Origin of the sequence: Paraburkholderia phenazinium, assembly GCF_900141745.1 — a bacterium.
Lineage (GTDB): Bacteria > Pseudomonadota > Gammaproteobacteria > Burkholderiales > Burkholderiaceae > Paraburkholderia > Paraburkholderia phenazinium_B.
Window position 1 is genome coordinate 1,212,923 of the sequence record NZ_FSRM01000001.1, and the last position, 13,771, is coordinate 1,226,693.

Sequence of the window (13,771 nt, forward strand, 5' to 3'; positions counted from 1 at the left end):
GTCACAGAATAGTCAACGCGCCGCTGCGACGCAATGTGCGAGTGCGGCGAATGGTGTGGCCTGAAGGTAAGGTGAAAGGCAGGCGTGAGCGCCACCCGCCGTACGCCATCAGGACTGGATCTGCAGGCGGCGACGCGAACGCTGCGGATCGAGCAGCGCGAAGCCGGCTGCGCCAACGGCCAGCAACAGCGCACCGTTGATGACGAAACCGATCTCATAGCCATGCGCATCGCCGGCTGCGCCCAGCAGTCTGCCCATTGCGACCGGGCCGATCAGCCCGGCGGTAGTGGTGATCGAGGTGGTGATCGCGAGCAAGCCACCACGCTGAGCGCCTGGAGCGACCTCGGCGATCAGCATCGGGCCGAACGTGAAATTCTGGATAGCGAGCGCACTGGCCAGCCCCATCACTGCAACCTTGACGAACGGCGGCACGTCCAGGAAGAGTACGCCGTACGCGATACCGCTTATCACGCAGGCTGAGCTGATCAGCGTGCCACGTGCACGCCGCGTTGGCACGCCGCGCCTGAGCAGGCGATGCGAGTAAATCGCCAGCGCGATCCCGACCGGAATCTGCACCGCCACTTGCGCTGCGAACAGCCATCCCGCCTGGGTGGCCGGGAAGCCCAACCCGAGGCGCAGATACGCCGGCACCCACGTGAAGCCGATCGCGACCACCGCGTAGGCAACGAAGCATTGCAGCATCACGCCAATCACCGTGTGATCTGAAAGCAGCGTCCGCCAAGGGACGCGCGTCTGCACATTCTTTGCCGTTGCGATGGGCCGCGCGCGGCGCGAATGCTGATTGCCCGTCTTGCCGACACAAAGCCAAAGCACAGTCCACGCGGCACCTACTATCCCGAGCGTGAGAAACGTGGCGTGCCAGTGCCAGCGTTGCGAGATATAGGTGAGAAGCGGTCCCGCAACAATCACGCCGGCCGTTGCACCTTGTTGAACAATCGTGGTGGGCAGGCTGCGTTCGCGATCGTCGAACCACGTATAGACGACGTGCAGCGCGAGCGGCGATGCCGGGCCTTCACCCGCGCCCAGCAGGACACGGCACAGCAGCAGGACTGCGAAACTACTTGGCCAGGCAAGCGGCAACTGCGCGCAAGCCCACGTCAGTGCGAGCGCAGCCAGCAGCCATTTCATGCTGACACGATCGGCGATGAGGCCAATCGCGATGCCTGAGAGCGAAAACAGCAAAAAGAACGCGCTGCCGACGAGGCCGAACTGCTCGTGCGACAGTCCCATGTCGTGCATCATCGGGATCGCCACCAGACCGAGCACAGCCTTGTCGGCGAAGTTGATCAGCATGAACAGGAACAGCGACCCGACGATGACCCAGCGCCGGCCCGTGGCGCGATCAACCGGTGCCGCGACCGCAGGCGCGTCGGTCAAGGTGGAACTATGTGCTTCGAGCATTCAATACTCCTGAGGGTGTGCCGTCGACCGGCCGCCGCTGACGGACAACGCGGGGCGCGGCGAGATGGGCAAACCCTGTCTCCAATGATGTTTTGTACGACGTGTATGACCTGAGCGGTCCTATTGCCGTCCGGATGACCAGTCTGCTGGCAGCCGCGGAATTTTGCCCATTTGAGGTGGTATAAGAGAATTATTCAAGTGCAATCTGCTTATCGGAAACTTGCAAAACATGCATGAGATTAACTCCCGCCGGCTGACTCACCTGATCGCACTCGCCGAAGAAGGCAGTTTCGCGCGCGCGGCGGAGCGCGTGCATCTGAGCCAGCCCGCATTGAGCCGCAGCATTCAGGCGCTCGAAGATGAGCTGGGCATGAAACTGTTCGACCGGGCCGCACGCGGTGTCGCGATGACGGCGGCTGGACGGTTGCTCGTCGAGCGTGCGCGCCGCGTGCTGTTCGAGACGCGCTGTCTCTTTCGCGACGTCGAGTTACTCAAGGCTCATGAACTGGGCGAGGTGCATATCGGTCTCGGCCCTTACGCAGCTGTCGTGCTGCTGCCCGATCTGCTGGTCGAATTCTCGCGGCGCTTTCCGAAGATCAAGGTTTCGATTGAATTGGGCGATGGTGACGGCGAAGCGCTGCTCGCCAAACTGCGCGCCGAGCAGGTCGACTTTCTCGTCATGGATCGCCGCGTGCTGCCCGCGACGCCGGACATCGCCCTGCATCGCTTGCCGCGTCACGAAGGTGGCTGGTTTGTGCGGCCAGGACATCCGCTGCTGCAAGGCGGACCCGTACCGATGGTTGCGTTGCGCGAGTTTCCACTGGTGTCGGTGACCGTGCCCGCGTTTATGAAGGACGCGCTGCACCGGCTGCTGAAGTATCGGGCGCATGAGCATATTCCTCTGCAGGTGGAATGCAACGACGTTGCCGTGCTCAAGAACGTCGTCGCGCAGACGGATGCGGTGTTGTTCGCCACTGGGGCGGCGGTGCGACGCGATCTCGAAGCAGGGCGGCTCGCGCGCATCGCGCTGACTAGCCCACCGCGCCTGAGTCTCGAGTTCGCGCTTGTTTCCCTTGCGGAACGCACGCCGTCGCCTGCTGCAAGCTCGGCGCTGGTGCTGACCGAACAGATCATGGTCGAGGCCAATCGAGCCGCGCATGAGCTGCTGCATCCTGCACAGCCGCTGGCTCAGGATTTACCCTGAGGCTGGTTGACAAAGCCTGGTCCATCCACCACGATTCGGAATCCGGATTCCGGTTTATCGAGCCGGTCGGTTTGCCGGCGTCTTTCTGACGCCGCTTGCCGGGCATCTCGCGTTCCACGCCTCAATACGAAGTTGAAAGCCGCATGACAAGCACGCCTGCGCACAAGCGCAAATCTTCCTCCGCTATCGCGGCGCCGCGCCAGAGCCGCAGCCAGCTCGGCCTCGTGAAAATGCTGCAAGCCGGGCGCGAGTTGATCGAGGCGAGCGGCAACCTCGACAATCTGTCCATCAACGATATCGTCGATCGTGCAGGTACGTCGATCGGCGCGTTCTATCGCCGTTTCGACAACAAGGATGCCTTCTTCGAAGTGGTGCAGGACCAGGTGATGGCCGAAGGTCTCGCCTACGTGCGCGACATGCTCGAGCGCGAGCCCGTATGGCGCTCCAGCGACGCGAGCGCGATTGCCGATGCCGTGGTGGCGTTTTACGTCATGGTGTTCCGACGCAATCGTGGCCTGTACCACGCTTCGCTGTTGCGCTCCTCGCAGCTCAAGCCCAGTTGGGATGCGGCCAAGGAGGCCAATCGCGAAGTGCTGGCGTTGCTCGTGCCGCACCTCGTCGATGCGCTGCTCGCGGCACGCGGCGCGCCGGTGGCCGATGCGGCCGAGCTCGACTTCGAGGTGCGCGCGTCGCTGCAGATGATCAATGGTCTGCTGGTCAACAGCATCCTGAACGATCCAGGACCGCTCTCGCTCGCGAGCCGGCGGCTGCGTCCGTATCTGCAGACGGCGTTTCGCCGCTGTCTCACGCTGCCGGACAGCTGATTTTTTTACCCTAAAAACGGAACAAGAATTCCGGTTCTGATTGATGAGGCTGGCAATTGCCTCGCGTAGCCAGCTTTTATCCAAGGAGACACTGTATGACCCAATGTTGCCCCGAGATGGTTCGCAATCCTGCCTTTGATGCGCCGCATGTCGGCGATCCGCTCGACGTTGCTTTCGATGCGGGCGTCAACCTGGCCTTCGCAATTGCAGCGCCCACCGTACCGCCCCGCCTCACCGAACACTCGCGCCGCATGGCCCAGCGTATTTATCGGGTGGCCGAACGGGTGTATTGCGCGGTCGGTTACGCGATTGCCAATATCATCTTCGTGGTCGGCGACGATGGGATCGTAGTGGTCGATGCAACCGAAGCGGTATCGGCGGCGAAGCGCATCTACGAAGACTTTTGCGCAATCGATCCGCGGCACGCTACGCTGCCCGTGAAGGCCGTTGTCTACACCCACAACCACACGGACCATACCGGCGGCGTTCGCGCGTTTGTCGACGAAGCGGCACTCGAAGCGGGGCAAGTGGAAATCATCGCGCATCGCACGCTGATGGACACGGTGATCAACAACGCGAATCTGGTGGCGCCGATTCTCGCCACGCGTTCAGCCTACAGCTTTGGCACGCTGCTGCCCGCTGGCGCGACCGGCAAGGTCAACGCGGGGATCGGTCCGGTGCTGATCGCCGAACCGGCAAGCTTCTTCGCACCGACGCGCGTCTTCGACGAGCGGCTCGACATCGTGCTGGCCGGTGTGCGTTTCGAGTTCCGCTATGCGCCGTCGGAAGCGGACGATGAAATCGTGATGTGGCTGCCCGACCTCGGCGTGCTGCTCTCGGCGGAAGTGATCCAGGGCGAGTGTCTGGCAAACGTGCATACGTTGCGCGGCACGCGCTACCGTGACCCCGTGCGCTGGTATCAGACCATCGACATGATGCGCAGCTTCGGCGCTGCGCACATGGTGCCGGCGCATGGTCGTCCGGTTTCGGGCACGGCAGCCGTCGCCGATGTATTGACCGTGTATCGCGACGCGATCCAGTTCATCCACGATCAGACGATTCGTCACATGAACTTCGGCATGACGCCGGATGAACTTGCCGAAGCGATTCCTGCGTTGCCACCGCATCTTGCGCGGCATGCATGGCTCGGCGAGTACTACGGCACGGTCAAACATTCGGTGCGCCAGGTTTACTCGGGGCAACTAGGCTGGTTCGACGGCGATCCGGCGTCCCTCGACCCGTTGCCGCGCAGCGAGCGCACGCGCCGCATGATCGCCATGATGGGCGGTGCAGAGCAGGTGCGCGCCGCCGCGCGAATCGCGCTCGGCGACAGAGACTGGCGCTGGGCCGCGGAACTGGCGACGCTGCTGGTCCGGCTCGATGTCGAAGACGCCGACGCCCGCAGCATCAAGGCTACGGCGTTGCGTGAACTGGGCTACCTCACGGTGAACACCAACTGGCGCAACTGGTATCTGAGCGCAGCGCGTGAACTCGAGCGTGCGTATGAGGCGTTGCCATTTGCCGGCAGCGCGAGCCTCGCCTCGAGCGACGTGTTGCGGGCGCAACCGCTACGCAATGTATTCCAGCGTTTGAGTGTCTGCATCGATCCCGCCCGCTGTGCCGACCTGCACGTCACGCTCGTATTCCGAATGACCGATCGCAAGGAGAGCTACGCGCTGGAGTTGCGGCGCGGCATCTTGCAGGTGCATGAGCAGGCACCTGCAGCGGTCCAGTTGCAGCTCGCGCTCGATACGAAGACCTTGTATGACCTGCTTCGCGATATCGCCACACGCTTGCCGGCTGGACTGGAAAGCGGAACGGTTGCGCTCGAGCATGGCACGCGCGAGCAATTGAGCGCATTCTTCAATAGCTTCGATCAGCCGGCGCGGCGTATGCCGGCGCTCGCCGGCCGCTAGCCGCCAGCGCCGCGAAGCGGGCACAAGGAGGAATCTGGGAGATGGAAAAGATCTGGCTGAAGTCATATCCGCCTGGCGTGCCGGCGGAGATCGACGCCACACAATACGGTTCCGTGGCGGATCTGCTCGAACGCAGCTTTCGCGAGTATGCGGATGCCTGCGCGTTTATCTGCATGGGCCGCAAGCTGACCTACGCGGAACTGGACCGGCAATCGCGCCACCTTGCCGCCTGGTTTCAGGCGCAGGGGCTTGCGCGAGGCACACGGATTGCCGTGATGTTGCCGAACCTGTTGCAGTATCCCGTGACGATGGCGGCGATCTTGCGCGCCGGCTGTGTCGTTGTTAACGTGAATCCGCTTTATACGGCGCGTGAACTCGAATATCAGTTGAACGATAGTGGTGCGGAAGCGATCGTGATTCTCGATACGTTCGCCGCCACGTTGCAGGCCGTGCAGGCACACACTGCGGTGCGGCACGTAGTCGTGACCTCGGTTGCGGAGATGATGGGAGCATCGCTGTCTGTCGCAGGCGAACCAGGTGCCGATGACGACGCGACGCGCTTGCATTCTCAGTCGCACTCCCGAGTCAGCCTGAGCGACGCAATCGCTCACGGCACGGAGTCGGGTTTCACACCCGTGCAGATCGCGGCGGACGAGGTGGCGGTCCTGCAATACACCGGCGGCACGACGGGCGTGTCGAAGGGCGCAACGCTGCTGCACCGCAATCTGGTGGCGAACGTGGTGCAGTCCGAGGTGTGGCGTGAACCGATCTACCGTGATCGCACCGACATCGGCCAGTACATCACCGTTGTCGCGTTGCCGCTGTATCACATCTTCGGCCTGACGATATGCGCGTTGCTGACGATGCGCTGCGGCGGCATGGGCATTCTGATACCGAATCCACGCGACATCTCCGGCATGATCGAGACGTTGCGCGGTTACGCGATCAATTCGTTTCCCGGCGTCAACACGATGTATAACGCGCTGCTCAACGACCCGGCATTCTCAACGCTCGATTTCTCGAAGCTCGTGCAGTCCACAGGCGGTGGTATGGCCGTCCAGCAAGCAGTCGCGCAACGCTGGCAGGCAGCGACGGGCGTGCCTATCGTAGAAGGATATGGCTTGTCCGAAACCTCGCCGTGCGCAACCACCAACCCGCCCACCGCGACCGCGTTTAACGGCACGGTCGGCTTGCCGCTGCCGTCGACCGAAGTGTCGATCCGCGACGACGCCGGCAACGAAGTGCCGCTCGGCCAGCCCGGTGAAATCTGCATTCGCGGTCCGCAGGTGATGGCCGGTTACTGGAATCGGCCTGACGAAACCGCGCGCGCGATGACGGCGGATGGCTTCTTCAAATCGGGTGACGTCGGGCTGATGAACGAAGCCGGTTTCGTGAAGATCGTCGATCGCAAGAAGGACATGATTCTGGTGTCGGGGTTCAATGTCTATCCGAACGAGATCGAGGACGTCGTGGCGAAGCACCCGGGTGTGTTCGAAGTCGTCGCGGTAGGTGTGCCGGACGAGCACACCGGCGAGGCGGTCAAGCTGTTTGTCGTCAAGCGCGATCCCTCGCTCAGCGAAACGGACATTTTCAGTTTCTGCAAGGAGCAGCTAACCGGCTACAAGCGGCCCAAGATCATCGAGTTTCGGTCCGAACTGCCGAAGACAAATGTCGGCAAGATCCTGCGCCGGGCCTTGCGTGATGAGGCTCAAAAGAAGGGGTAAACGCACTGCGGCCGGGTCGTGGCGAAGCTGGATAGCGACGCCGCCACCCTGCGCCGCTCTCAGCAGCATCGCGCGATTCCGGGTACATTTACGTCCTCGACATCAAGCAACAGGAGTACACGATGCGCCTTCTTCACACCATGCTCCGCGTGGGCAATCTGGACCGTTCGATCAAGTTCTACACCGAATTGCTCGGCATGAAATTGCTGCGCCGCCACGATTATCCGGAGGGCAAGTTCACGCTGGCATTCGTCGGCTATGAGGATGAGAGCGTTGCCACCGCCATCGAACTCACCCACAACTGGGACACGGAATCGTATGACCTGGGCGACGCGTTCGGTCACCTCGCAGTCGAGGTCGATGACGCATACGCAGCCTGCGACAAGATCAAGGCACAAGGCGGCACGGTGGTGCGCGAAGCGGGTCCGATGAAACACGGCACGACCGTGATCGCGTTTGTGACCGATCCGGACGGCTACAAGATCGAGTTCATTCAGAAGAAGAAATGAGCTTTGCGTGAGCTGCGCGCGGCGGAGTGAATTGCGCGAACCGGTGGCTACCACGGATACGAACGATGAGCGACTCGAATCCCTTCTTTGACGAGATCCAGGCTGTGAACGCCGAGGTTCAGGCCTGGTACGCCGGCACAGCAGGGCCCGGTGCGCTGGACCAATTGATGGCGCACTTCTCTCCGCAATTTTCGATGATTTTGCCGAACGGTGCGACGCTGGACTGGCCGACGCTGCGCGAGATTTTCGAGGAGCATGGCGGACAGCGGCCGAACTTCGCAATCGAGATTACGGGCAGTGCGTTCATCGCCCGGTATCCATCCGGCGCAGTGGTGACGTACATCGAACGGCAGTCCGACGGCGAGCACAACCGCAATGTGCGGCGCTCGACGGCGGTGCTGGAAATCGACGCGCACGGCAAGGTGCAGTGGCGGCATCTGCAGGAAACGTTCTGCGCGGAGTGAGTGAGCGCCTCGTGGACAGCGAGGTCGCATCACCTTTAAAGCGTCGGCAACAGCTCGGGTGGATGATGCTTGAGCGTCTGCCGCGCTTCGCGGAACTCCGGGAAAATCGATTCCACGGTCTCCCAGAAGCGCGGGCTGTGGTTCATCTCGCGCAAATGGGCGAGTTCGTGTGCCACCACGTAGTCGATGATCGACAACGGGAAGTGAATCAGCCGCCAGTTGAGGCGGATCTTGCCGTCGCTCGAACAGCTACCCCAACGAGTCGCCGCTGACGAAAGCGCGTAGGCGCGATAATTTACCCCCAGCTTTTCTGCGTAGATCGCGAGCCGCTCGCCGAACAGGCGCTTGGCTTCGCCTTGCAGCCAGCCTTGCACGCGGTCCTTGATCTGCTGCGGGTCGGCCTGCAACGGCAGTGGCAGCGCAAGCGCCGCCTGTGTCGCATCGAAGGCGAGCGTGCCCTGCGGCGCACCGAGCATCACGCGCACCGGCTGACCCAGATACGGCACCTGGGCGCCGTCTTTCCAGTCGACCTGCGGCAGCGCGCGCTGCTCGACACGGGTTTGCCATTCGATCAGCTTCGAGAAAATCCAGCGCTGCTTTTCGGTGATGGCGGTTTCGATGTCGGCCAGCGTGACCCAACGTGGTGCGGTGATCATCAGACCGCTGCTGTCGATTGCAAAACCGATCGAGCGTCGCGATGAGCGTTTGAGCTGGTAATGAAGCGTCTGCGCGCCCAGTGTCAGGCTGCGCAGTTTCGTGCCGTCGGGCGCGCGCGGCGTGTCCGGCTTCTGCGCTGAAGGCGGCGTGGACGGCGGGAGGGCCGGCTCTGCAAAGAGCGGCAGATCGAGTTGCCGGCTATCGAGCGCCGCAGCGGGCTGCGGCGTAGGAGACTTCTGCATCGGTTTCGGCTTCGGGCAATACGCCCCGGCGCAAATACGCCTTCGAGGGCGTGGGCGCGTCAGAATTGTGCGGCGGCGGAAGTGCTGTCCGCAGCACCGTACGCGGCGGGATCGATGCGACGCATCTCAGCTTCGATCCACGTTTCGACGCGCGTGTTCACTTCATCGGGCGTGAGCCCCTTCGTGTCGATCGGTTTGCCGATCGACACTGTGACTATACCCGCATATTTGAGAAACGAGTTGCGTGGCCACACACGTCCGGCGTTGTGAGCAATCGGCACGACCGGCGCACCGGTCGCCACCGCGAAACGCGCACCGCCGGTTTTGTATTTGCCTTGCGTTCCGGTGCGCGTGCGTGTGCCCTCCGGAAACATGATGACCCACGCACCTTCGTCCATGCGCGCCTTGCCCTGCTTGATGACCGACTCGAACGCATATTTTCCGTCCTTGCGGTTGATATGCACCATCTTCAGCAGGCCGAGCGCCCACCCAAAAAACGGCACATAGAGAAGCTCGCGTTTGAAGACGTAGCACAGCGGGCGCGGCATCAATGCCGGGAACGCCACGGTCTCCCATGCAGACTGATGCTTCGATAGCAGCACGGCCGGACCGTCAGGCAGATTCTCGAAGCCTTCGATGCGGTAGTCGATGCCGTTCAGGCTGCGCACCACGGCGAGCGTCGAGCTGCACCAGCCGGCCGCCATCCAGTAGCGGCGCTCGGCGCGCAAGAACGGGAACGCGATGAAGCAGGCGATCGCGTACGGGATCGTGTAGACCACGAGGAAGATCAGCAGCAGCAGAGAACGGAGGAAGCGCATCGGCGGGGGAGTCAGTATTAGGGACGCGCTCGGTTCGCGTCAGGCTTGTTCTGTGGCAAGAAAGTCTAGCGCGAAGGCGCGCAGATCGTCATGAACCTTGGTGCCTTCGGGAAGGCCGCCCGCGTCGAGCGTCTGGCGTCCCTTGCCGGTCAGCACCAGATGCGTCTGGAAACCGAGTGCGGCGCCCGCCTGCAGGTCGCGCAACGAATCGCCGACGACTGGCGTTACCTTGGGATCGGCTTCGAACCGTTCGGCGATCGTCTTCAGCATGCCGGGCTTCGGCTTACGGCACTCGCAGTGGTCCCCTGCCGTGTGCGGGCAGAAGAATACTGCGTCGATGCGTCCGCCGACCGCTGCTGCCATGCGGTGCATTTTCAGATGCATCGCGTTGAGCGCGTTCATGTCGAACAGCCCGCGCCCGATGCCTGACTGGTTCGTTGCGATCGCGACGCGATAACCGGCCTGGTTGAGCCGGGCAATCGCTTCGAGACTGCCGGGTAGCGCGACCCACTCGTCCGGCGACTTGATGAACGCGTCCGAATCGACGTTGATCACGCCATCGCGGTCGAGGACAACGACTTTTTTAGGGTTGGTCGGCATAGCGCGGGCGCCTGGTTGCGCAGCTTGTTTGTCGGTTGTTCAGCGATTGTCCGGCGATCAGGCTGCGAGTCTGGAAATGTCGGCGACGCAATTCATCTGCTGATGCAGTGCGCCGAGCAAGGCCAGACGGTTAGCCCGCAACGCTGGGTCTTCAGCGTTGACCATCACGTCGTTGAAGAAAGTGTCGACCGGTTCGCGCAACGCAGCAAGCGCTGTCAGCGCACCCGTGTAATCATGTGCCGCCAGTTGCGACTGGACGCGCGGCGCCACCTGTTCGAGCTGCGCGTACAAGGCTTTTTCCGCCGCTTCCTGCAGCAGATTAACTTGCACACCGGCCGCCGGCGCGCCGTCCGACTTCTTCAGGATATTCGAAATGCGCTTGTTTGCCGCGGCGAGCGAGGCTGCTTCGTTGAGAGCAGAGAACTCGCGCACTGCATCGAGACGCGCGACGATGTCATCGAGTCGCGTCGGGTTCAGCGCCAGCACTGCGTCGATTTCACCGGCGGAGTAGCCACGCTCGCGCAGCAGGCCGCGCAGACGGTCCATGCAGAAATCGTAGATGGCCTGGGTCGAATCGGCGACGTTCGGCACGGCGGCGAACTGCGCGTAGGTGGTGCGCAGCAGTTCGACGAGGTCGACCGGCAACTGCTTCTCGACGAGGATCCGCAGCACGCCGAGCGCATGACGGCGCAGCGCGAACGGGTCTTTCTCGCCGGTCGGTTGCAGACCGATGCCCCAGATGCCCACCAGCGTTTCGAGCTTGTCTGCCAGCGCGACGACCGTGCCGGTTGCCGTGGCCGGCAACGCGTCGCCGGAGAAGCGCGGCTGATAGTGTTCCGAGCAGGCCAGCGCGACTTCTTCCGGCTCGCCGTCGTGGCGCGCGTAGTACGTGCCCATCGTGCCTTGCAGCTCGGGGAATTCGCCGACCATGTCGGTGATCAGGTCGGCCTTGGCGAGCAGGGCGGCACGCCTGGCGAGCGCGACATCCGCACCGATCAATGTGGCGATTGCACCCGCCAGCGCTTCGACGCGTTCGACGCGTTGCAGCGCCGAGCCGAGCTTGTTGTGATACACGACGTTGGCGAGCAGCGGCACACGGTCGGCGAGCGGTTTCTTCTTGTCCTGCTCGAAGAAGAACTTCGCATCGGCCAGACGCGGACGTACCACGCGCTCATTGCCTTCGATGATGTCGCCCGGCGTCGCGGTTTCGATGTTCGAAACAATCAGGAAGCGCGAGCGCAGCTTGCCGTTGGCATCGGTCAGCGCGAAGTATTTCTGGTTTGTCTGCATGGTCAGGATCAGACATTCCTGCGGCACTTGCAGGAACTCGTCCTCGAAACGGCAGGTGTACACCACCGGCCATTCGACCAGCGAGGTCACTTCGTCGAGCAACGCTTCAGGCATCACGACCTGGTCACCCTCGGCTTGTGCGAGCAGGTGCGTGCGGATGGTTTCCTTGCGATCCGCGAAGCTCGCGACCACGTGGCCCTTGTGACGCAGCGTCTCTGCGTACGTGTCGGCGTGCTGGATCTGCACGAAGCCTTCGGACAGGAAGCGGTGGCCGAGCGTGGTGTCGTCGGAGTCGATACCGAGTGCTGTAACCGGCACGACCTGTTCACCGTGCAGGGCGGTGAGCCGCTGCGCGGGGCGCACGAACTGGATGTTGGTACCGTCCGGACGCTGGTATGTCATCACCTTGGGAATCGGCAGCTTCGAGACGGTCAGCGTTTCATCCAATGCAGCTTGCAGACCTTCGGCGAGCGTCGCGCCGGGGGCGGTATAGCGCAGGAAAAACGCTTCGGCCTTGCCGTCCGATGCACGCTCGAGATCGCTCACCGAGAAATCGGCGAAGCCTAGCGCGGCGAGTTTCTTGGCGAGCGGCGCGGTCGGCTGGCCGTCTTTATCGAGCGCAACAGACACCGGCAGCACTTTTTCCCGCACTTGCTTTTCCGGCGCAACGTCGCGAACATTCCTGATCGTGACGGCGAGACGGCGCGGCGTGGCATAGCGTTCGAACGACAGTTCGCCTTCGATCAGGTCGCGCGCGGCGAGGCGCTGGGCGATCCCTTCGGCGAAGGCGTCACCGAGACGCGCGAGCGCCTTGGGCGGCAATTCCTCAGTCAGCAGTTCGACGAGGAGGGTGGCGTGTTGGGGATGAGTCATCTGTTGGTATTCTCGTCAGTCCGCGTCGATCTTGCGTTCGACTTTGAGCGGCGGCGCCCAGGCGGGCATCGCGGCGTCCTGTTCGTCAGTCGTGAGGCCGGGCACACCGTGCACCGGATTGCCGAGCATCGGGAAGCCGAGCTTCTCGCGCGATTCGTAATAAGCCTGCGCCACCTGGCGCGACAGGTTACGAATGCGGCCGATATACGCCGCCCGCTCGGTCACCGAGATCGCGCCGCGCGCGTCGAGCAGGTTGAACGTGTGGCCGGCCTTCAGCACGAGTTCGTACGCCGGCAGTGCGAGCGGCACTTCCATCATGCGCTTCGCTTCCGCTTCGTAGCTGTTGAAGAACGTGAACAGGAGATCGGTGTTCGCGTACTCGAAGTTGTAAGTGGACTGCTCAACTTCGTTCTGGTGATACACGTCGCCGTATGAGAGGCGCCGCATTTCAGGACCGTTCGGGCCTTGCTCTTCCCACTCGGTCCACACCAGGTCGTAGACGTTCTCGACCTTCTGCAGATACATGGCAAGGCGTTCGAGCCCATAGGTGATTTCGCCGAGCACCGGCTTGCAGTCCAGACCGCCCACTTGCTGGAAGTAGGTGAACTGGGTGACTTCCATGCCGTTCAGCCAGACTTCCCAGCCGAGACCCCACGCGCCGAGCGTCGGGTTTTCCCAGTCGTCTTCCACGAAGCGCACGTCGTTCTGCTTCAGATCGAAACCGAGCGCTTCGAGCGAGCCGAGGTACAGATCGAGGATGTTTTCCGGCGCCGGCTTCAACACCACCTGGTACTGGTAATAGTGCTGCAGACGGTTCGGGTTCTCGCCGTAGCGGCCGTCCTTCGGGCGGCGCGACGGCTGCACGTAGGCCGCGCGCCACGGTTCCGGGCCGACCGCGCGCAGGAACGTGTGGACGTGGGAGGTGCCCGCGCCGACTTCCATATCGATCGGCTGGAGCAGCGCGCAACCCTGCTTGTCCCAGTAGGATTGCAGCGTCAGGATGATTTGCTGAAACGTGAGCATGAAGTGCCTTTCGGGCATGGAGGCCGCGCCGCTGGCGCCGGGGCGCGCGAGGCGGCCGTGGAGCAAAGTGCTAAACGGTAGATTTTAACGGAAAGGGCGGGGGGTGAGGGTTTTTGGGGGTGGGGTGGGAGGTTGGCTGTGCGGGGCGGTCATAGGAACACAAAGAGCCGAGATTTGCGGCCCTTTGTTACTTAAGCTCCCAAGA

The 13,771-nt window shown here is 62.7% G+C and carries 12 protein-coding genes; 6 read left to right on the plus strand and 6 right to left on the minus strand.

Annotated features, from left to right (window positions below; genetic code table 11):
• Positions 1-108: 108 nt before the first annotated feature.
• A complete protein-coding gene (locus BUS06_RS05680; protein WP_083611349.1) occupies positions 109-1,422 on the minus strand; it encodes an MFS transporter in 1,314 nt (437 codons plus the stop codon).
• Positions 1,423-1,651: 229 nt separating this feature from the next.
• On the opposite strand from BUS06_RS05680, the gene BUS06_RS05685 reads away from it, so the two are divergent.
• The 6 genes from BUS06_RS05685 (at position 1,652) to BUS06_RS05710 (ending at position 8,063) form a co-directional block, all read left to right on the plus strand.
• Positions 1,652-2,626, plus strand: coding sequence for a LysR family transcriptional regulator (locus BUS06_RS05685; RefSeq protein WP_254368763.1), 975 nt, complete (start codon positions 1,652-1,654; stop codon positions 2,624-2,626).
• A gap of 143 nt (positions 2,627-2,769) precedes the next feature.
• Positions 2,770-3,450, plus strand: a complete 681-nt coding sequence (locus BUS06_RS05690; protein ID WP_083611350.1) for a TetR/AcrR family transcriptional regulator — start codon at positions 2,770-2,772, stop codon at positions 3,448-3,450.
• 95 nt (positions 3,451-3,545) lie between these two features.
• Positions 3,546-5,366 (plus strand): alkyl sulfatase dimerization domain-containing protein, encoded by a 1,821-nt coding sequence (locus BUS06_RS05695; protein WP_083611351.1) that lies wholly within the window; start codon positions 3,546-3,548, stop codon positions 5,364-5,366.
• 41 nt (positions 5,367-5,407) lie between these two features.
• The gene (locus BUS06_RS05700) at positions 5,408-7,090 is read left to right on the plus strand and encodes a long-chain-fatty-acid--CoA ligase (RefSeq protein ID WP_074263390.1); all 1,683 of its coding nucleotides are present in this window, start codon (positions 5,408-5,410) and stop codon (positions 7,088-7,090) included.
• 122 nt (positions 7,091-7,212) lie between these two features.
• Positions 7,213-7,599: a lactoylglutathione lyase gene (gene gloA / locus BUS06_RS05705; RefSeq protein WP_074263391.1), complete on the plus strand. Its 387-nt coding sequence runs from the start codon at positions 7,213-7,215 to the stop codon at positions 7,597-7,599.
• A gap of 65 nt (positions 7,600-7,664) precedes the next feature.
• Positions 7,665-8,063 carry a hypothetical protein gene (locus BUS06_RS05710; RefSeq protein WP_074263392.1) on the plus strand — a complete coding sequence of 133 codons (399 nt, stop codon included), beginning with the start codon at positions 7,665-7,667 and terminating at the stop codon, positions 8,061-8,063.
• Positions 8,064-8,098: 35 nt separating this feature from the next.
• Here the strand turns inward: BUS06_RS05710 and BUS06_RS05715 are convergent, their stop codons facing one another.
• The 5 genes from BUS06_RS05715 to glyQ are packed head-to-tail and all read right to left on the minus strand — an operon-like array spanning position 8,099 to position 13,566.
• The gene (locus BUS06_RS05715; RefSeq protein ID WP_074263393.1) at positions 8,099-8,962 is read right to left on the minus strand and encodes a M48 family metallopeptidase; all 864 of its coding nucleotides are present in this window, start codon (positions 8,960-8,962) and stop codon (positions 8,099-8,101) included.
• A gap of 59 nt (positions 8,963-9,021) precedes the next feature.
• Positions 9,022-9,780, minus strand: a complete 759-nt coding sequence (locus tag BUS06_RS05720; RefSeq protein WP_074263394.1) for a lysophospholipid acyltransferase family protein — start codon at positions 9,778-9,780, stop codon at positions 9,022-9,024.
• Between the two features lie 39 nt (positions 9,781-9,819).
• Complete coding sequence (gmhB, locus tag BUS06_RS05725; protein WP_074263395.1) at positions 9,820-10,380, minus strand: D-glycero-beta-D-manno-heptose 1,7-bisphosphate 7-phosphatase; 561 nt, start codon at positions 10,378-10,380, stop codon at positions 9,820-9,822.
• A 57-nt stretch (positions 10,381-10,437) separates the two neighbouring features.
• The gene (gene glyS / locus BUS06_RS05730) at positions 10,438-12,543 is read right to left on the minus strand and encodes a glycine--tRNA ligase subunit beta (protein WP_074263396.1); all 2,106 of its coding nucleotides are present in this window, start codon (positions 12,541-12,543) and stop codon (positions 10,438-10,440) included.
• Positions 12,544-12,558: 15 nt separating this feature from the next.
• A complete protein-coding gene (glyQ, locus tag BUS06_RS05735; RefSeq protein ID WP_074263397.1) occupies positions 12,559-13,566 on the minus strand; it encodes a glycine--tRNA ligase subunit alpha in 1,008 nt (335 codons plus the stop codon).
• Positions 13,567-13,771: the final 205 nt, after the last annotated feature.

Bases quoted from the DNA above. Each gene is read 5' to 3' on its own strand.
- BUS06_RS05680 (WP_083611349.1), bottom strand. From the start codon at position 1,422: ATGCTCGAAGCACATAGTTCCACCTTGACCGACGCGCCTGCGGTCGCG.
- BUS06_RS05685 (WP_254368763.1), top strand. From the start codon at position 1,652: ATGCATGAGATTAACTCCCGCCGGCTGACTCACCTGATCGCACTCGCC.
- BUS06_RS05690 (WP_083611350.1), top strand. From the start codon at position 2,770: ATGACAAGCACGCCTGCGCACAAGCGCAAATCTTCCTCCGCTATCGCG.
- BUS06_RS05695 (WP_083611351.1), top strand. From the start codon at position 3,546: ATGACCCAATGTTGCCCCGAGATGGTTCGCAATCCTGCCTTTGATGCG.
- BUS06_RS05700 (WP_074263390.1), top strand. From the start codon at position 5,408: ATGGAAAAGATCTGGCTGAAGTCATATCCGCCTGGCGTGCCGGCGGAG.
- gloA (WP_074263391.1), top strand. From the start codon at position 7,213: ATGCGCCTTCTTCACACCATGCTCCGCGTGGGCAATCTGGACCGTTCG.
- BUS06_RS05710 (WP_074263392.1), top strand. From the start codon at position 7,665: ATGAGCGACTCGAATCCCTTCTTTGACGAGATCCAGGCTGTGAACGCC.
- BUS06_RS05715 (WP_074263393.1), bottom strand. From the start codon at position 8,962: ATGCAGAAGTCTCCTACGCCGCAGCCCGCTGCGGCGCTCGATAGCCGG.
- BUS06_RS05720 (WP_074263394.1), bottom strand. From the start codon at position 9,780: ATGCGCTTCCTCCGTTCTCTGCTGCTGCTGATCTTCCTCGTGGTCTAC.
- gmhB (WP_074263395.1), bottom strand. From the start codon at position 10,380: ATGCCGACCAACCCTAAAAAAGTCGTTGTCCTCGACCGCGATGGCGTG.
- glyS (WP_074263396.1), bottom strand. From the start codon at position 12,543: ATGACTCATCCCCAACACGCCACCCTCCTCGTCGAACTGCTGACTGAG.
- glyQ (WP_074263397.1), bottom strand. From the start codon at position 13,566: ATGCTCACGTTTCAGCAAATCATCCTGACGCTGCAATCCTACTGGGAC.